This is a genomic window from Herbiconiux sp. A18JL235 (genome assembly GCF_040939305.1).
In the GTDB taxonomy this organism is placed as follows: domain Bacteria; phylum Actinomycetota; class Actinomycetes; order Actinomycetales; family Microbacteriaceae; genus Herbiconiux.
In genome coordinates, this window is the sequence record NZ_CP162511.1 from 2,207,335 (window position 1) to 2,225,916 (window position 18,582).

An 18,582-nucleotide genomic window follows, 5' to 3' on the forward strand; every position below is an offset into this window, starting at 1 on the left:
GTATCGGGGGTCGGATCGAAAGGATCGTCATGCCATCATCGCGCCGTCAGCAATTCCTCGTCGGCATCCTCCCGCTTCTCGCAGCAGGAGCGGCGTTGCTCTCAGGGTGCGCGGGCGGCCCACCCGACGCGGCTCCGAGACCGACGGAGGGCCCGCTCGAGCGGTACTTCTCCCTCCTGGGCGGGGGTGATGACCAGGCGGCGATGGACGAGCGCGAGCGAGGTGTGCAGGATGCGGTCGCCGCGTGCATGAAGGTCCAGGGCTTCGAGTACGTGCCCGACACCTCGAGCGTCACGATGTATTCCGACTCGTCGCTCGACGTCGAGTGGGGGAGTGCCGAGTTCGCCGAGCGATACGGGTACGGCGTGTCTACCGACCCGTTCGGCATGAACGGGCAGGCGACCGGCACCGAGGAGCACACCGACCCGAATGCCGACTATGTCGACTCGCTCAGCGAGACGATGCGTGCCGCCTACGAGGAGGCGCTCTGGGGAGCCGGCTCCGCTGACCCCGGCGCCGACTACGACTGGACGACGGCGGGCTGCTTCGGCGCGGCGCAGCACGACGCCGAGAGCGATCGCGCCTACTGGGACGATCCCGACTATAAAGCCCTCGAAGAGGAGATGAACTCCCTCGACGCCCAGGCGAACGCCGATCCGGCCGTGGTGTCGGCCCTGGCGGAGTGGACGGAGTGCATGGCCGCCGCCGGGTACCCGGGGCTGGAATCGAGCTCGGCGGCCCAGAACGAGATCACCGACGCCTACCTGGCGCTGACCGATCCGGGCGCCGCTGACCGCCCCGACTCGGCCCCGTCAGACGGAACGGGCCAGATGCTCATCAGCCCTCAGACGGCGCCCGACCCTGCCGCCTTGCACGAGGTCCAGCAGCGGGAGATCGCGACGGCGAAGGCCGACCATTCGTGCGGCCAGTCGACGGAGTCGGCCGAGGCCGTGCGCAGCGCGCGGGAGCGACTCGAAGCCGAGTTCGTCGAGCGGCATCGCGAGACGCTCGACGCACTGGTGTCGAGGTACGGGGCCAAGTGAGCGACGACGGCGCCGGCGTGACCGACCGGCACGAGCGCACGCGACTGCCGTGGAGTCGCGCTCGTCGATTCGTGGCCGTGGTGTCGGTCGTGGCTGTCGCCGCGCTCGGCACGGGCCTGGCGCTCGGGAGCCTCGTCGTCTCGCCCGCCGACCGCGAGGCCCAGAACGCCGCCCCACCCGCCGGCCCCATCACCGTGCCCCTGGAGGAGCGGGTGGTGCAGAGCACCGTCACGACCCGGGCCGACGTCACCCACGCCGACGCCGTCGGCCTCTCGCCCGATCTGAGCGGCTTGGCGGGAGCTGCGGTGACGACCGGCAGGGTGCCCGAGGTGGGCGCGCAGCTCGATGCCGGATCGGTGGCGCTCGAGATCGCCGGGCGGCCGCTCCTCGTGCTCCCCGGTGAGCTCCCCGCCTACCGCACCCTCCGGGCCGGCATGTCGGGCCCCGACGTCGCCCAACTGAAGACCGCGCTCACCTCCCTCGGCATCGACTCCGGGGGCTCCGACGACGTCTACGACTCGAGCACCGCGAGCGCGGTGCGGGAACTGTACCGGCGCTCCGGCTACACCGCACCGGCCGATCCCGACGCCGAGCGCGAGGCCCGCGCCGCGCGCTCCGCCCAGCGCGCCGCGCAGGCGGCCCTCGACGACGCGAGAGCCGCGCTGCACACCGCCGGCGTCGCCCCCGGAGGCGCCGCACTGCTCGAACTCGACAACGCCGTGCGCGAGGCGCAGCGCGAACTCGACGTCGCGGTGGCCGGCGGCGCGCCCGAGGTGGACATCGCTCGCCTCTCCGACGCGCTCGCCCTCGCGACCGCTCGACGCAGCGAGGGAGCCGCGGCGCCCGACACCGCCGCGCAGCAGGCGGCGGTCGACGCGGCGGCGCGGCAGCTCGACGACGCCACCGCCGAAGCCGCCCGAGCGGAGCAGCAGGCGCTCACGCCCCTTCCGTCCTCGGAGGTCGCGTTCCTCACCTCGCTGCCGCGCAGGGTCGACTCCGTCTCCGCCGCCCGCGGCAAGGCCGCGTCCGGCGAGGTGATGACCGTGTCGGGAGCCGAGCTCGTGCTCTCGGGAACCGTCGGGGAGAGCGACGCGCCGCTCATCGCGTCGGGGGCTCGCGCGACGTTCACGGCTCCCGACGGCAGCGAGCACGGTGCAACCGTGCGCTCCGTCACCGAAGACACCGGAACCGACAAGCCCTCCGGGGGCGGCACGGCAGCGGAGGGCACAGCGGCCACGGGGCGGCGCTACCGTGTCGTCCTGGTTCCCGACGCACTCGACGACGCCACGGTGCAGGCCGTCCGTGACCGCAACGTGCGGGTGTCGATCCCGGTGCAGAGCACCGACGGGGCCGTGCTCGCCGCCCCGATCGCCGCGCTCACCTCGGGCGCGGGCGGAGAGAGCCGCCTGGAGCTGGCGGAGGAGGGGGGAACCCGCCTCGTCACGGTGACGACCGGGCTGTCGGCGGGCGGCTACGTGGAGATCCGCTCCGACGATCCCGCGGTCGTCGCAGGGTCGAGGGTGGTGGTCGGCCGATGAGCACGCTCCTCGAACTACGCGGGGTCGGCCGTCGCTACGACGGTCCCGAACCGGTGTCGGCACTCTCGCAGGTCGACCTCACCCTCCATCGGGGCGATCACCTCGCCATCACCGGCGGGTCAGGGGCGGGCAAGTCGACCCTCCTCGGCATCCTGGGCCTGCTCGACCGGCCAAGCACCGGCACCCACCTGTTCGAGGGCGTCGACGTCGGCGCGGCCGAGGAGAGCGAGCGAGCGCGGCTTCGGGCGACGTCGATCGGGTTCGTGTTCCAGTCGTTCCATCTCCTCGCCGATCGCACCGTGGCCCAGAACGTCGCTCTCGCCTTCCTCTACGGCGGTCTCGCGCGAGGAGAGCGACGCGAACGGGTCGAGGAAGCGCTAGAGCGGGTCGGCCTCGCGCATCGGGCCGGCTTCCTCCCCTCTCGCCTGTCGGGCGGCGAACGTCAGCGAGCAGCCGTGGCCCGAGCCGTCTGCACGCGGCCGTCGCTGCTGCTCGCCGATGAGCCCACCGGAAACCTCGACCGCCGCAACGCCGACGGCGTGCTCGAGCTCTTCGCCGAGCTGCACGCCGACGGGCTCACCATCGTCACGATCACCCACGACCCTCGGGTCGCTGCCGCCGCCCGGCGGCAGGCCACCATCGACGCGGGTCGCCTCTCAGTGCCGGCAACCGCAACGCGGGAGGCGGTGTCGTGAAGAGAGTCGGTGCGAGTTGGAGAGTCGGCGCGAGGAGCAGCCGAGCCGAGGACCGACGCGCCGGGCCCTCGCTTCTCGAGGTGGCCGCGGAGGCGGTCGAGGGGGTCGGGGGGAGACGGTCGCGCCTGCTCATCGGTGCGATCGGCACGGCGGTAGGGGTGGCGACGCTCGTCATGGCGCTGGGGCTCGGGCAGACCGCGGCCGGCCGCATCGCCGATCGCTTCCACGCGGCCTCGGCCACGCAGGTCGAGGTGCGGCCGACGGAACAGAAGGGCTCCGACGGAGACAGCCACGCGACGGCGGTGCTGCCGGACGACGCCATCGACCGTGCGCTCCGGCTGAGCGGGGTTCGGGCAGCGGCCCTCCTCGCCACCGTCGACCCCGTGCGCGCACCCGTGCGCGCCGCGGCCGTGGTCGACCCCGAGGCCCCGGCGCACGCGTCACCGCCCGTGCTCGCCCTGGCCGGCGATGCGGTGACGGCCTTCGAGGGCCGTGTCGACCACGGCCGGTTCTTGGAATCCGGGCACGAGGCCCGCGCCGACCGCGTCGCCGTGCTCGGCGCCTCCGCCGCGGCGGCGCTCGGCATCCCTGGAGCCGAGACCGCACCCTCGATCGACATCGCCGGTCACTCCTACACCGTGCTCGGCATCCTCACCGAGGCAGCCGGCGATTCGACGCTCCTCGGTGCCGTCATGGTGCCGCGCAGCACCGCGCTCCACGACTTCGGCGGTCGCCCGGCCCTGAGCGGCGAGCGGATGCGACTGGCCATCGCCCCGGGCGCCGCCGAGCAGGTGAGCATGCAGGTGCCGGTCGCCCTCGATCCGAACGGCCCCGACCGGTTCACGGCGGGCGCCCAGGAGCCGCCGCCGGTGTTCCAGGAGGCCGTCAGCGGCGATCTCGACTCGGTCTTCCTGCTCATCGCGGCGATCACCCTGCTGGCCGCGAGCGTCGGCATCGCCGGGGTCTCGATGCTGAGCGTCTCCGAACGCCGCGGCGAGATCGGCCTGCGGCGCGCTCTCGGCGCCACCGCCCGGCACATCGCCCTGCAGTTCGTGCTCGAGTCGGCGCTCGTGGGCGGCATCGGCGGAGCCGCGGGAGCGGCCCTCGGCGTTGGCGGGGTCGTCGCCGTATCGGCCACGCAGGGCTGGGTTCCCGTTCTCGATGTCGCCACCGCCCTGCTCGGCGCCCTGGTCGGGGGAGTGCTCGGGCTCGTCGCCGGCAGCTGGCCCGCCCTCACCGCGACGAGGGTCGAACCCGCCGCGGCGCTGCGCGACGGGTGAGGATGCTGCCGGCCCGTCCGGCGGTCGGGCGGCGGGCCGCCCGGGGTGCGGCGATCGAGCACGATCGGAGAAACCGGGCGTCGGTGGGGGCCGATACCCTGAACGCGAGCGGAGGAGAGAGCATGAGCGCGAGGGCAGCGAGCAGCACGACGGCAGGGTCAGGCGGCACGACGGCCGGGTCAGTCGGGGTGGCGGCCGGAGCGGGCGGCGCGGCGCCGGGAGACCGGCACGACGTCATCCGGGTGCGGGGCGCTCGCGAGAACAACCTGCAAGGGGTCGACGTCGAGCTGCCGAAGCGCCGCCTCACCGTCTTCACCGGGGTGTCGGGCTCCGGCAAGAGCTCGCTGGTGTTCGGCACCATCGCCGCCGAGTCCCAGCGCATGATCAACGAGACCTACAGCGCCTTCCTGCAGGGCTTCATGCCCACCCTGGCCAGGCCCGATGTCGACGTGCTGGAGGGCCTCACCACCGCCATCATCGTCGACCAGGAGCGCATGGGCGCGAACGCCCGCTCCACCGTCGGCACCGCCACCGACGCCAACGCGATGCTGCGCATCCTGTTCAGCCGGCTCGGGCAGCCGCAGATCGGCTCGCCGAACGCCTACTCGTTCAATGTGCCGTCGGTGAAGGCCAGCGGAGCCATCACCGTGCAGAAGGGCGAGTCCGCGAAAGCGGTGAAGACGAGCTTCACGCGCACCGGGGGGATGTGCCCGCGGTGCGAGGGCATGGGCACCGTGAACGACATCGACCTCACCCAGCTCTACGACGACTCGAAGTCGCTCAATCAGGGTGCGCTCACCATCCCCGGCTACACGGCCGACGGATGGGGAGTGCGCGTCTTCACCGAATCCGGCTTCGTCGACCCCGACAAGGCGATCCGCGACTACACGGAGACGGAGCTTCGCGACTTCCTCCACAAGGAGCCGGTGAAGATCAAGGCGGCGGGGGTCAACCTCACCTACGAGGGCCTCATCCCGAAGGTGCAGAAGGCGTTCCTGTCGAAAGACAAGGAGGCCATGCAGCCGCACGTGCGCGCGTTCGTCGACCGGGCCGTGACCTTCACCACCTGTCCCGACTGCGGAGGCACACGTCTCGGCCCGGAGGCCCGCTCCTCCCGCATCAATGGAGTGAACATCGCCGAGGTCTGCGCGATGCAGCTGAGCGATCTCGCCGCCTGGCTGCGCGGCCTCGACGAACCCTCCGTGGCCCCTCTGCTCGACGGCCTCCAGCACACCCTCGACTCCTTCGTCGAGATCGGCCTCGGCTACCTCTCGCTCGACCGTCCCTCGGGCACACTCTCAGGCGGCGAGGCGCAGCGCATCAAGATGATCAGGCACCTCGGCTCCTCGCTCACCGACGTCACCTATGTGTTCGACGAACCCACCGTCGGCCTCCACCCGCACGACATCCAGCGCATGAACAGGCTGCTGCTGCAATTGCGCGACAAGGGCAACACGGTGCTCGTGGTCGAGCACAAGCCCGAGGCCATCGCCATCGCCGACCACGTCGTCGACCTCGGCCCCGGCGCGGGCACCGCGGGCGGCACGATCTGCTTCGAGGGAACCGTCGCCGGGCTGCGGGCGAGCGACACCCTCACCGGTCGCCACCTCGACTATCGCGCGACGCTGAAGAGCGCCGTGCGCCAGCCCACCGGGTCCCTCGAGATCAGAGGCGCCACCGCCAACAATCTCCACGACGTCGATGTCGACGTCCCGCTCGGCGTGCTCACGGTCATCACCGGGGTCGCCGGCTCGGGCAAGAGCTCGCTCGTGCACGGCTCCATCCCCGCGGGCGCAGGCGTGGTATCGATCGACCAGAGCGCCATCAAGGGTTCACGACGCAGCAACCCGGCCACCTACACCGGCCTGCTCGAGCCCATCCGCAAGGCCTTCGCCAAAGCGAACGGGGTGAAGCCGGCGCTCTTCAGCGCCAACTCCGAGGGGGCGTGCCCGAGCTGCAACGGCGCCGGGGTCATCTACACCGACCTCGGCATGATGGCGGGTGTCTCCACCACCTGCGAAGACTGCGGGGGCAAGCGGTTCGACTCCTTCGTGCTCGACTACCACCTCGGCGGCCGCGACATCAGCGAGGTGCTGGCCATGCCGGTCGCCGAGGCTCTCGAGTTCTTCGCATCGGGGGAGGCGCGCGCTCCCGCGGCGGTGGCCATCCTCGAGCGTCTCGCCGACGTCGGGCTCGGCTACGTGAGCCTCGGACAACCCCTCACGACCCTCTCCGGCGGAGAACGTCAACGCCTCAAGCTCGCCAGCCACATGGCCGAGAGCGGCGAGATCTACGTGCTCGACGAACCCACGACAGGCCTGCACCTCGCCGACGTCGACCAGTTGCTCGGCCTCCTCGACCGGCTCGTCGACTCCGGCCGCTCGGTCATCGTCATCGAGCACCACCAGGCCGTCATGGCCCACGCCGACTGGATCATCGACGTCGGCCCGGGAGCGGGCCACGACGGCGGGCGCATCGTCTTCGAGGGCACGCCGTCAGAGCTCGTCGCCGCCCGCTCCACCCTCACCGGGGAGCACCTGGCGCAGTACGTCGGCGCCTGACCGGCCGGCTCACGCAGCCGCGGCCGGCACCGCAGCACCCCGTGCACGAGCGACCCGCGCAACAGCGCGCGCCCGCCCGCCTCATCCCGCCGGAACCGGCCGCTCCGCCGCCCGCACCACGTACAGCGTGACGTCGTCGATCGTGAACCGATCAAGCTCACCGGCCCGTTGCTCCAGTTCGGCCGTGAGCTCAGCATCGAGTGGGAACCTCACCTGGTCCTTCAGCGCGAAGGCGACGAGGTCGGGGTCGTCGAGCTCAGTCGTCCAGCGCCCCTCGATGGGGTAGACGAACTCCCACGGCGCCATCCCCGCCACGTACACGTCACCCTCGTCGATGCCGAGCGACTCGAGCTCGGGCAGCACGAGCGCCATGCCCGAGGCCCGTTGGCCGGCGATGACCACCGAGGTGAAGACGCCGCACACCACGGCCACCGCGAGCAGCAGCACCGCGCCGATCCGGCTCGCGCTGAGCAGCACCCTCCGGCGCTTCGGGCGCAGCAGCTCGGCGACCCCCACGCCGGCCGCGGCGCAGAACAGCCACACCCAGGCGTAGTAGTAGTGGCTGAGCGCCACGTCCGATATCGCCAGGTAGAACGCCAGCAGCAGAGCGATCGCGGCGCCGAGCATCCCGAGCAGTGCCCATCGCCGGGAGAACACGGATGCGACGGTGCCGGCGAGCAGCACCAGCACGGGCACCACGCCCATGCCGTCGAACCAGAACCAGAGATTCGACCACCACGGCGGAAAGGTGTAGGCGACACCGGCGACGGCGATGAGGTGACCGGTGGCATCATGCTGCGACTGGAAGTCGAGCATGTACCGCACCGAGTCGAACAGCCCGACCGGCAGGTACACGAGCACCCCCACCACCGCCCCGACCCCGCAGAACACCGCGAGACCGGCGAGGCCCCGCCGGAGCGGCCGCCTCAGCACGACGAACACGAGCAGCACCGGGACGAGCACCGCGCTCGACACCTTCGAGGTGACGGAGAACGCCATCGAGACGCCGGCGACGACGAGCCACCACCAGGGTCGCCCGCGGAACCACTGCCACACCGCGGCGAACGCGATCACCGCGAAGAGCACCATGAACGGCTCCAGCAACGCCAACCGGTCGAGCCGCACATTCGTGATGACGCCGTGGGGGAGCACGAGCCAGAACCCGGCGGCGGAGAGGGCGCCCACCCACCCGATCTCGCGGCGCAGCCAGAAGTAGAGCACCACGCCCGTCGCGAAGGCGGCCAGCGCGGCCACCGAGCGGCCCGTGACGAGACCCTGGCCGAAGAGCAGCTGGCCGAACCCCATCAGGTACTTGGCGAACGGCGGATGCTCCTGGTTGTCGGCGACGTCGCCGTGCAGGTAGTCCCAACCGGCATCGACGTAGATCGGCTCGTCGGCCGAGACGTTGGGGCCGGCCAGGTTCCAGAAGCACTGGTACAGGCCCCAGAGCATGACGACCGCCAACGCCGTCCACTCGATGAGGCGGGACGTACGCGGCATCCGATCAGGCTACCTCCCGGGGCGGGCCCGGCTCAGCCGGGCTCCCCGGCTCAGCCGGAACGCGCCAGGCTCTCGTCTCCTCGGAAGGATCGACTACCGGTCAGAGATCGACCTTCGCGTTCTCGCCCTCGTAGGGCTCGCCGGTCACCTTGGCTTTCACGAAGCTGAGGAGCGACGCCACACGGCCGCCCGGGGTGTTCCAGTACTCGGCCGACTCGGCCTCGAACTTCAGCAGCCCCACGTCGGGGTCGTCCGGCCCGTTCTGGAACCAGGCCTCCACGACCGGACTCCACAGCTCGCGCACCTTCGCGGTGTCGTCGACCAGCCAGGCCCGGCCCGAGAGCGACACCCACGAGTCGTTCGAGCTCAGCGAGACGCCGGCGCGCGGCTCGGCCGTGAGATCGGCGACGGCGGACGAGCTGCGCGAGACGAGGAACCAGAGGTCTCCGTCGAACTCCGTCTCCTGCACGGTGAGCGGATGCGCGGTGAGCTTGCCGGTGGAATCGAGGGTCGTGAGCATGGCGAAGCGGAAGTCGCCGAGGAGCTCGGCGAGCTTGGCCACCGGGTCGTCGTCGGAGCCGGTGCGGGTGGATGCAGTGGTGTCGTCGGTCATGCGGCTGACGCTACTGCGGTCGGGGCGCGACGCACAGGGCGCGAGGCTCGTTCCTACGAGGGCTCCGTGCACCGTGCGGCGCCGCGCCGCCTCGCCCGCCCTACGACAGGGCTTCGAGGATGAGCCCCGCCACCGCATCCGGGTTCGACACCATGCTGGAGTGCGACGCACCCTCGAGCTCGACGGTCTTGCGCGAACCGGCGCGCTCGGCCATGAAGCGCATCGCCGCGGGAGGGATGTTCTTGTCGGCCGTGCCGAAGATGTGCCACGAGGGAAGGGTCTTCCAGGCCGGGGTCTCCGACGGGAGCCCCTCGCCGAGCGCGGCGTCGCGGATGGCCCGCTGCGTGGCGGCGGCCAGCCGTGCCTCGGGCAGGGGGACGTCGGCGCAGAACTGGCCGGGGAAGAGCTCGCGGTCGACGATGAGGTCGTTGCTGCCGTCGCCGAGGGGGATGGGGCGCACGGTCTCGCCGAGCGTGCTGCCCGGGTAGCGGTTGCTCAGCTCGAGGGCGGTCTCGCCGTGGTCGGGCGAGAACGCCGAGACGTAGACCAGGCCCGTCACCGCGTCGCTTCCGACGGCGGCCTCCGAGATCACGGCGCCACCGTAGGAGTGACCGACGAGCACGACCGGCCCGCCCACCGCCTCGACGGCGCGACGCACGTTGTCGGCGTCGGTCGCGACACTGCGCAGCGCATTCGGGGTGGCGATGGCGCTGACGCCCTCGTCACGGAGCGCGGCGATGACACCGTTCCAGCTGGCGGATTCGGCGAAGGCACCGTGCACGAGCACGACGGTGGGGGCGGTCATGAGCATCCTCTCGATCGTCGTCGATGCGATGGCATCGACGTGTCGATGCCACGGTAGGGGAGCGGGGTCGGCCGATCGGCCCTGACACCCCCACCCTCATCCGGGACGTGCCAGGCTGGGAAGGTGCCCGTCATCGAATCCCGTTGCGTCGTGCCGGTGAGTCCCGAGGTCGCGTTCGCGGTGTCACAGACGACCGGGGAGATCCGGATGCGGTGGGATCCGTTCATCCGTCGTCAACACCTGCTCGACGGCGCGACGGTGCCCGCGAAGGGGGTGCGCACGTTCACCGTGCAGCGGTTCGGCCTGCGCATGATGAGCGAGTACGTGTCGTACAACCCGCCGTCGAACGTGGGGATGCGCATGACGAAGGGCTCCTGGTTCTTCGAACGGCTCGCCGGTGGCTGGCGGTTCGACCCGGCCGAGGGCGAACCAGGCAGCACGCTCGCGGTGTGGCGGTACAACTTCGCCTGCCGGCCGCGCTGGCTGGCGCCGCTCGCCGAGCGCATCGGAGCGGGCGTGCTGCAGCGCGACATCGACCGGCGCATCCGCGGCTTCGCGCGGGGGTGCACCGATGCCGTCGTGCTGGAGGCCGTGCGGCGCGGCTGACGAGCGCTGTCCGGACTTGTTCGGGACTGGGGGAGAGGCGCCGTTCAGGCCCCGCACGGCCCGGCCGGGCTGCGAGCCTTGACGCGGCGGCCCGATCGGTCGCCGTCCACAGGGCGGTCGTCGGGGCATCCGGCGCGCCACGATGCAGGGAGAGAACGACATGCGGGCACAGGGAACGGCGACCGTCGCCGGGGTGATCGTGACACTGGCGATCGCGGCGCTGACCGGATGCTCGACCGCCGGCACGGAGGCGCTCTCGGCCGAGAAACAGGGTACCGGAGCATCCGCCGCGCCGGCACCGAGCCAGACACCCACATCTGCCCCGAGCGCGACGCCGTCGGCCGTCACGCCGGCCACGCCCGCCGCCCCGACCTCCGTCCCCGCGCCGGGCGCGCAGCAAGACGGGGTCATCCCGGAGACGACGACCGAGCAGGTCGTCCCCGACGTCTTCTCGTGGAAGTCGATCAACGGCACCTGGTGCCCCGAGAGCGGCGATTGCATCGAGATCTTCGACTACGGAACCGGCACCGGCAACGACCGCTTCGTCATGCAGCAATCGGCGGCGCCCGACGGCTGCCTCCTCGGCGACGCGTGGAACCCCACCTACCCGGGGAGCATGGTGATGATCTGCCCGGCGTGGACGCCCACCCCGGCGGCAGTATTCGGCACCGCGACCTCATACGAGGCCGTCACGGGTGACGACTACACCCGCGACCGCATGTGGTTCTTCCAGGGCCTGGGTTCGCCGACGTTCTTCCGTCCCTGACTCGGGCGCGGGGGCGCCGCCGCTAGGCTGGCGGTCGTGAGTTCTGAGGCGTCGACGGGGGCTGAGGCTGACGCCGACTCGCTCGACCGGATCGCCGCCGACCTGCTCGCGCTGAAGGAGCGGAACCCCGTCTCCTATGCCGAGATCGGCCGACGGGTGGGGGAGCTGCGCGTCGAGCGCGGCGTGGCGGCGACGGCCGCGTTCCCGCCGCGCAGCACGGTGTACGACGTGTTCCGGCCGGGTCGCGCGCGGATCGACCCGGAGCTCCTCCGTGACATCGTGCGCGCGCTGGGCGCGACGCCGGCCGAGGTGGAGGAGTGGGTGAACCGGGCCCTCCGGCTCCGTCGAGGAGGCGAGCCCGGCGCTCGACAGAAAGCAGTGGCCGCACCGCCGGCATCCGCGCCCGTTGCCGTGCCCGCCCCGCACACGGAGCCGCGCCGCCGGTGGAGCACCGCGACCCTGATGCTCGGCTGCGTCATCGCCAACCTGCTCGGAATCGTCGTGGTGCAGGCGCTCCACCTGCCGATCTATCTCGACATGGTCGGCACGGCCGTCGCCTCGATCCTGCTGGGGCCCTGGCACGGCGCGCTCGTGGCGGTGGCGAGCAACCTCCTCGGCTTCAGCGTCGGCGCGCCGGGCGCCGCGCCGTTCGCACTCGTGAACCTCGCCGGGGCCCTCGTCTGGGGCTACGGGGTGCGGAGGTTCCGCATGGGCGACGACATCGGCGGCTTCTTCGCACTCAACCTGCTGGCGGCCACGGCGTGCAGTCTCGTCGGTGCGCCGCTCGGGGTCATCCTCTTCGGCGGGCTCAGCGGCCACGGCTCCGACACGGTCACGGAGTCGATCGTGACGACGGGTGTGCCGCTCGTCGCCGCGGCGTTCTCGTCGAACATCCTCACCTCGGTGCTCGACAAGCTCCTCACCGGGTTCCTCGCGCTCATGGCCTTCGTGTGGCTGCACCGGCGCGCCGGCTTCCCCGCATCCCACATGCCGCTCGTCGAGCACCTGAGCGCCCCGCACGCCCGGGGCGTGCGCACGGGCGATCCGTCGTCCGAGCCGAGACGAGACGAGACGGTACGCCGTCTCGGTAGATCGTGATTCCGCCCTGAATCACATCGAAGACAGGGCAAGCACATCCCATTCGGTGGACGTCGCCCGCAACGCGATCGCTTATCGTGCATGCTGACCAACCGGCTTGCGGGCAGTTCGAAGCGGGCGAGAGCCGAGGATAGAGTGCGGACATGAGCCTCGTTCTCGTCACTGGCGCAGCCCGCGCGAACAGCATCGCTGCTGGAATCGTCCCGCGTCTGAGAGCCGATGGGTGGGAAGTCCTGACCAGCGATCTTGACTCCGGTGACTACCCGTGCGATCTATCGACCATTCAAGGCCCGACCGAACTCATCGAACGTGTGGTCGCCGACCACGGCAGACTCACCGGCCTGGTACCCAGCCACGCCCATGACGTCGAGTCAGGCATCCTCGACACGACGGCAGCGAGCTTCGATGCCCACGTGGCCGTGAACGCCCGCGCATCACTCCTCGTGATCGCCGCCTTCGCACGGCAGGCCGCGGACAACGGCGGAGCGATTGTCGCGTTCACGAGCGATCACACCACAGGCAATCTGCCATACGGTGCATCCAAGGGGGCTCTCGACCGAATCGTCATCTCGGCAGCGCGGGAACTCGGGCCGAACATCCGCGAGACTGTTGGGACGGGGGACAAGAGAGCGGTGTACTAAGGCGGCTCGGTCGAAGAACCTGAAGAGGAAGGCGCTCGAGATGGATTCGTTGTCGTGGCTCGATTTCACCAATCTTGCAGTCGCAATCTTGGGCCTTGTGGTCAGCACATTCCTTTCGATTCTGCTCTTCCGGCTGGGCCGTCGGCTGACCTTCCGCAGTCGGATGGGTACATGGGACGAGTACAGAGACACCTCTCGTCGACTCTTCGTAAACACCAATCCCGAAAGGCTGCCCGAGATCATCCTGATCAATGCAAAAAGGTATGAGAGGGATTACGACGGGGGTAACAACGTCAACCGGCACGGGGATCTGCAGACCAGAGCGGAGCTACTGGACATACGCCACAACGGCATCGAAGTGGTGTGCGAGATCGTGAGCACCTGGTGGGCGCCCGACGGGCGACGCACTCTGACAGAGACAGCGAGGGCGGCGCCGAACGCGATGATGATAGGAGTCGTTCCCTTTCGCTTCATTGAGCACATTAATGTCAGCGGTGACGAATATCGGTACTCGCCCATCTATTACGTGTCATATCGCGGCCCGGGCAAATCCCCCTATTCGCACTTCAAATACGTTGAAAGCCAAGGCTCGCCCCTCGGGCCGAGCGGGCGGCTCTACTATGCGACGATCGACGACCTCAAAGAGCTGCGGCGCGGGAGGTTTGTGTCGTGGTTACAGTTGCAGAATTATCGGGTTCGTAGCTACAGATTCGAACGTGCCACCAGGAAAGGCAAGGATCGGCTGCCCGGACGAAGCTAGAGCCTTCGTTGCCTCCCTCCTCACCCGCAAGGGCGGCGACAGAAGCTGAGCCGTCCCAAGAAGACCCAAAGGTCGGTGGCGCAACCGTCCGGTCGTAGGGACGCCGTGAGCACGATGCGTCACAAGGCGGTGGATGACATTCACCTTGACTACAGGTCCTCCTTGGCGAGATAGTGCACGCGGAGGGGGAGGGGAAGTCATGGTCGATTTCGAGGCGCTGCTCGCCGGGCTCGAGCAGGAGGCACCAATCGAGCCAAGGGAGCTGCACAGCCAGCTCGACAAGGCTCCTGGATACGGATATCTGCGTGATGTCCAAGCGCAGGTCTTGACGGCATGGCACGCGAGACGCCACGAGCGAGACATCATAGTGAAGGTCAACACCGGCGGCGGAAAGACCATCGACGGCCTCATCATCTTGCAGAGCTACTTGAATGAGGACATCGGACCCGCGCTGTTTGTCGCGCCGAGCAAGTATCTGGTGAACCAAGTACGTGCCGAAGCAGAGAAGATTGGCATCGACACGACAACAAACGTCGATGGCGCCGCCTACCTGAACAGTGAAGCCATAGGCGTGATCAACGCTTACGAGCTCGTGAATGGTCGGACGAAGTTCTCGGAACGCCGACCTTCAAGACCGAGGGCGCCGATTGGAGCAGTCGTCGTCGACGACGCACACGCCGCTATCGCAACGACGCGGAAGCAACTCGCCCTATCCATATCCAGCGACAACGCCGTGTTTCATCAACTGCTCGATTTGTTCGCCGAGGACCTGAAAACCCAGTCGACAGATGCCTACATGGACGTTCGTGACGGCCGGCGCGGCTCGCCGGCCCGCGTGCCTTTCTGGGCTTGGCGCGCGAAGATCGATCAGGCACGTGAGCTGCTGCGCACTCTCTCTGGCGACGGGCAGCCTTTGTATTTCGACTGGCCGGCCGTCGCCGAAGTGCTCCCTCTTAGCCGCACCGTGTTCTCCGATCGCGAGGTGACGATAACGCCGTTCTGCCCACCAATCGATCACGTCACGTCGTTCATGGACGCTCAGCGCCGCGTGTTCTTGACGGCGACCTTGGCCGACGACAGCGTTCTCGTTACGGACTTTGGAGCTGATGCGCAGAGCGTCACGAATCCGATCACCCCGATCACAGCAGGGGACATCGGGGAACGCATGATCCTCGCACCTCAGGAGATCAATCCGTCCCTGACTGCCGAAAGCATCCGCGCAGAAATTGTCAGCCTCAGCAAGGACTACAACACGGTGGTATTGGTCCCCAGCGAGCCCTGGGCAGCCGCCTGGGCCGCAGATGCGGCAATCGTCGCGTCAAAGGATGACATCGACCAAGCCATAGCAAAGCTCCGATCCGAGGACCACGTTGGCCTCGTCGTCCTCATCAACCAATACGACGGGATCGACCTTCCCGACGACGCTTGTCGCGTCCTCGTGCTCGACGGGCTCCCTGAGGCATTCAGCCCAGAGGAACGCCTGAGTTCGCTTCTTGTGAGCGAGGGGGCGGGTATCGATGACCGTCAAGTGCAGCGACTCGAGCAAGGAATGGGTCGAGGGGTTCGCAGCAACGAAGATCACTGCGTGGTTTTTCTGCTCGGCCCACGCCTAGCGCAGTTGACAGTCGACCCCAGGACGTTTCCGCGCTTCAGCCCAGCGACCCAGGCGCAGCTTCGCCTTTCTCGTCAGGTCGCCGCGCAGATGGACAACATGCCGCTTTCCCGCATCATCGACACGTCCAAACAGGCGCTTTCCCGAGAGAAAGGGTGGGTGAGGCTAGCTCTGCAGGCCCTCCGAAACATCCCACCCCAGCCGGGGCACGTCGAGAACTCCGCGATCGCTGAACGAGCGGCATTTGTCAGGGCACAGAACAATGACACCCTCGGCGCCCGTGCGATCGTGGGCGATGCCGCTGCGAATGAGCCCAGTCCTGCACGAACGGGTGTCCTTCTCGAGCTTCAGGCAACCTACGCGGATCTTACGGACCCCGAGCTGGGCCAACAGATCATCGCCCTCGCCAGAGCGCAGAACACGAATGTCACCAAACCACTGACCGGCCTCGCGTACACGAGGCTTGAAGTGGAGAAACCCCAGGTGAACACCTGCGTTGAACGCCTCTCTGCCCTGTACTCGACGCCAGCAGCTTTGCGCCTCGATTTCGAATCCGTAATTGAAGACCTCGCATTCGACGAGTTCAGGGTGGATCAATTCGAGGAGGCGCTGCGTCGCGCCGGATCGCTGATTGGTCTGGGCTCTCAACGACCTGAGCACGACGCAACCAACGGGCCGGACAACTTGTGGGCCCTCGGAGACAACAATTTCTGGGTAATCGAAGCCAAAACAGGAGCTAAGAGTGCAGCGATAGGGAAACGCGATATGGGACAACTCGCAGAATCGATGCTTTGGTTCGGCGAACGTTACGACCCACACGCAGCCGCGACGCCGGTCATGGTTCACAGATCTGTGCTGATCTACTCGGATGCCACAGCAATCCCAGGCATGCGAGTGATCACCGAAAGCGGCCTCGGCACATTCAACGCTGCCCTACGTGCGTTCGCCACAGCTCTAGCCAAGTCGGGCTGGACGGACGCCACCGTCGTCGGAAGGCTGCTGGCCGGTCATGGACTCGTCGCGAGCAACCTAATCAACTTCACGACCACTCAACGAGGAGTCAAGAACTGATCGGGCAATGACACGGGTACCCGCGGAGCGGTCTAGTGGTTGGTGTTGCCCTCTTCGCGCTGCGTCAATGGGACTCGCAGAAGAGCACGCTGTGCCATTTCGGATGTGGCCGGTTCTTCTGCGGGCTCAGACAAGCGCACCCTATTGGGTAGTGCGTCAAGTTGTGGGTGCTCTGGAATGCCGGTTAGGCCCCATGGGTAGGCTCCGACGACGGCGTTGGGGTCTCGGCTAAGGCGCTGGGGATCGTAGATCAGAAACGGCTCGCCATTTATGGGCTGAAGCTGGACCTTCATTCCAGCTGCGGTACCAGCAGCGAACGCCTGGTCGATCTCCTTTCCGTTCGTCACCGTCACGTGGTGGCTGTAGATCCAGACCTCACCGATGTGCACTGTTTCTCCGAATATTTCAAGCTCCCAATCTGCATTGCTGACGCAGACCGCTACCCCCTGAGTCAGGATGAGATCGAAACCTTCATCTTTGGTTCCTGACAGAGTTCCGGTGAACGAATTCGTGAACGGCATGGGCACGGGCTTGCCCTCGAGCATGCGAACAACGACGCGAGCCCAAATGCGGTCGGTGATGTCCGCCCCGTCGGCCGGGAATTTGAACGCGACGTCGAGCTTGTCCTCGATGACGCAGAGGTCATCGACGAGTTCGATGAGTTGCTGATCTGGCCCGAACGCGAGTTTGTCCGCAATGTTTACCTTCAAAGCCGGGCTCCCAGCGACAGTGAGTCGCACCTGAACGTCGGGCCCTAGAGCGTTAACGAACCGCAGGGCTTGACGCACCTCGCGAGGGGTAGAGCCTGCCGGCTCAAAATTGAGAGTGACGCTGCCGCCTTCCTCGCGGTCGTCAGAGAATCGCCAGCGCATATCAAGTCCGCCTCGAAGTGCGGTCTCGACGCTCGCGCCGCCATAGCCGCGATCGATCGCCTTAGTCACGCCCGGTAGCTGCGCCAGCCTCTTCTCGTGCGCGTTGTAGAGTTCGACTTTCACCGGCTGTGATTCATGCTCTTCCACGTCGCGAATCTCGACTTCACCGCCGGTAGATACGTCCTCGAACCACTCAGGTCCGTCGCGCCGAAATTCCTTGATGACGCGCTCCGGCAGCACGAGCGCGCCCGAGCCGCCGAACTTCATCTTGTCGTCGAATTGCTTGCGCAGCTCTGAATCGTCTTGCGTAAATTCGGCCGTAAAGGTGATGGAAAGCGGCTCGCGCTGCTGAGCATCGTCGCGTTTCGCATACAGGGTCTCTACATACGTGCCATCTGGGTGGGTGGAGATCGCTGTGCCCCAATATGGGCTCCGTCCGTCGAGGCGATTCTGAAGCCTTTGCACCTCGAGTCGTAAATCGCCCGCTTTGGTCAGTGCCGCCTCGGGGCGGTTGATCTCTCGAAGTACTTCCACCGCTTCGTTCCGAGCCGCGTGAGCGGCGATGAGCGGGTTCTTGCTCGCCAGCCCATCGAGTTCGGCCGCCCCAAAAATTCGAATCCTGACCTTCTGGCCACTGCCCATCGCTTGGACAACTTTGCGTTCATTGACTGTGGGGTTCTTGGGGAAGACGAGGGTCCAGACTGGCGCGGCTTCGCTCATGGCCGCTTCAAACGAGTGTTTGATTTGTGAACGACGCTGCTTAAATCCGCCGGAAAATCCTTCCGGGAAGTACTTGAGCTGGAAGATTTGAGTGAGCTGCTGTGTGCGTTCTACGCGGACATCGACGTCGACTCCGCCGTCACCGCCACGCCCATCGATTGCCTGCGCACGCAATCCATCCTTTGTGTACTCAGCAACGAGAAGCGCCTCCGCTAGCTTGTTGAACTCAGCCTCGTCCAAGCGATCCCATTTAATCGAATTCACCCGGGCACCTCCCAAAAGACCGCTGAATCTCGGTCACCGCACAGTACGAATTCCTCTCTAGCAATCTTGCCGTCCTCGCCACCTGGGCGAGACAATCCGGGCTGTGTTGCGACTGCAAGAGTTCAGGGCGGAGGACA

14 protein-coding genes and 1 pseudogene are annotated in these 18,582 nt (G+C 67.9%); 11 read left to right on the forward strand and 4 right to left on the reverse strand.

The window, feature by feature from the left end; translation table 11 throughout:
* The first annotated feature begins 29 nt into the window (after positions 1-29).
* The 5 genes from ABFY20_RS10265 (at position 30) to ABFY20_RS10285 (ending at position 7,117) form a co-directional block, all read left to right on the forward strand.
* Complete coding sequence (locus tag ABFY20_RS10265) at positions 30-1,043, forward strand: hypothetical protein (protein WP_368496153.1); 1,014 nt, start codon at positions 30-32, stop codon at positions 1,041-1,043.
* Positions 1,040-2,581, forward strand: a complete 1,542-nt coding sequence (locus ABFY20_RS10270) for a peptidoglycan-binding protein (RefSeq protein ID WP_368496154.1) — start codon at positions 1,040-1,042, stop codon at positions 2,579-2,581. Before ABFY20_RS10265 ends, ABFY20_RS10270 begins: the two co-directional genes overlap by 4 nt.
* Positions 2,578-3,276: an ABC transporter ATP-binding protein gene (locus ABFY20_RS10275; RefSeq protein ID WP_368496155.1), complete on the forward strand. Its 699-nt coding sequence runs from the start codon at positions 2,578-2,580 to the stop codon at positions 3,274-3,276. The genes ABFY20_RS10270 and ABFY20_RS10275 overlap by 4 nt, the downstream gene beginning before the upstream one ends.
* Before the next feature lie 80 nt (positions 3,277-3,356).
* Positions 3,357-4,556: an ABC transporter permease gene (locus tag ABFY20_RS10280; RefSeq protein WP_368496156.1), complete on the forward strand. Its 1,200-nt coding sequence runs from the start codon at positions 3,357-3,359 to the stop codon at positions 4,554-4,556.
* 122 nt (positions 4,557-4,678) lie between these two features.
* Positions 4,679-7,117, forward strand: a complete 2,439-nt coding sequence (locus tag ABFY20_RS10285; RefSeq protein WP_368496157.1) for an ATP-binding cassette domain-containing protein — start codon at positions 4,679-4,681, stop codon at positions 7,115-7,117.
* Positions 7,118-7,198: 81 nt separating this feature from the next.
* On the opposite strand, the gene ABFY20_RS10290 is transcribed toward ABFY20_RS10285, so the two are convergent.
* From ABFY20_RS10290 to ABFY20_RS10300, 3 genes are all read right to left on the reverse strand, one after another.
* Complete coding sequence (locus ABFY20_RS10290) at positions 7,199-8,617, reverse strand: ArnT family glycosyltransferase (RefSeq protein ID WP_368496158.1); 1,419 nt, start codon at positions 8,615-8,617, stop codon at positions 7,199-7,201.
* 100 nt (positions 8,618-8,717) lie between these two features.
* Positions 8,718-9,230 carry a pyridoxamine 5'-phosphate oxidase family protein gene (locus ABFY20_RS10295; RefSeq protein ID WP_368496159.1) on the reverse strand — a complete coding sequence of 171 codons (513 nt, stop codon included), beginning with the start codon at positions 9,228-9,230 and terminating at the stop codon, positions 8,718-8,720.
* 100 nt (positions 9,231-9,330) lie between these two features.
* The gene (locus ABFY20_RS10300; protein ID WP_368496160.1) at positions 9,331-10,035 is read right to left on the reverse strand and encodes an alpha/beta fold hydrolase; all 705 of its coding nucleotides are present in this window, start codon (positions 10,033-10,035) and stop codon (positions 9,331-9,333) included.
* A 123-nt stretch (positions 10,036-10,158) separates the two neighbouring features.
* Here ABFY20_RS10300 and ABFY20_RS10305 point away from each other — a divergent pair, with 123 nt between their 5' ends.
* The 6 genes and pseudogenes from ABFY20_RS10305 to ABFY20_RS10330 all read left to right on the forward strand — a co-directional run bounded on the left by ABFY20_RS10305 (position 10,159) and on the right by ABFY20_RS10330 (position 16,589).
* A complete protein-coding gene (locus tag ABFY20_RS10305; RefSeq protein WP_368496161.1) occupies positions 10,159-10,641 on the forward strand; it encodes an SRPBCC family protein in 483 nt (160 codons plus the stop codon).
* Positions 10,642-10,801: 160 nt separating this feature from the next.
* Positions 10,802-11,407, forward strand: coding sequence for a hypothetical protein (locus ABFY20_RS10310; protein ID WP_368496162.1), 606 nt, complete (start codon positions 10,802-10,804; stop codon positions 11,405-11,407).
* A gap of 36 nt (positions 11,408-11,443) precedes the next feature.
* On the forward strand, positions 11,444-12,505 hold the full coding sequence (locus ABFY20_RS10315) for a hypothetical protein (protein WP_368496164.1): 1,062 nt from the start codon (positions 11,444-11,446) through the stop codon (positions 12,503-12,505).
* Between the two features lie 143 nt (positions 12,506-12,648).
* Positions 12,649-13,098 (forward strand): annotated as a pseudogene (locus ABFY20_RS10320) (SDR family oxidoreductase); the annotation flags it as partial.
* An 88-nt stretch (positions 13,099-13,186) separates the two neighbouring features.
* Entirely contained in the window at positions 13,187-13,906 is a 720-nt protein-coding gene (locus ABFY20_RS10325) for a hypothetical protein (RefSeq protein ID WP_368496165.1), read from the forward strand.
* Positions 13,907-14,105: 199 nt separating this feature from the next.
* Positions 14,106-16,589, forward strand: coding sequence for a DEAD/DEAH box helicase family protein (locus tag ABFY20_RS10330; RefSeq protein WP_368496166.1), 2,484 nt, complete (start codon positions 14,106-14,108; stop codon positions 16,587-16,589).
* 32 nt (positions 16,590-16,621) lie between these two features.
* Here the strand turns inward: ABFY20_RS10330 and ABFY20_RS10335 are convergent, their stop codons facing one another.
* Entirely contained in the window at positions 16,622-18,421 is a 1,800-nt protein-coding gene (locus ABFY20_RS10335; RefSeq protein ID WP_368496167.1) for a hypothetical protein, read from the reverse strand.
* Between the last annotated feature and the right edge of the window lie 161 nt (positions 18,422-18,582).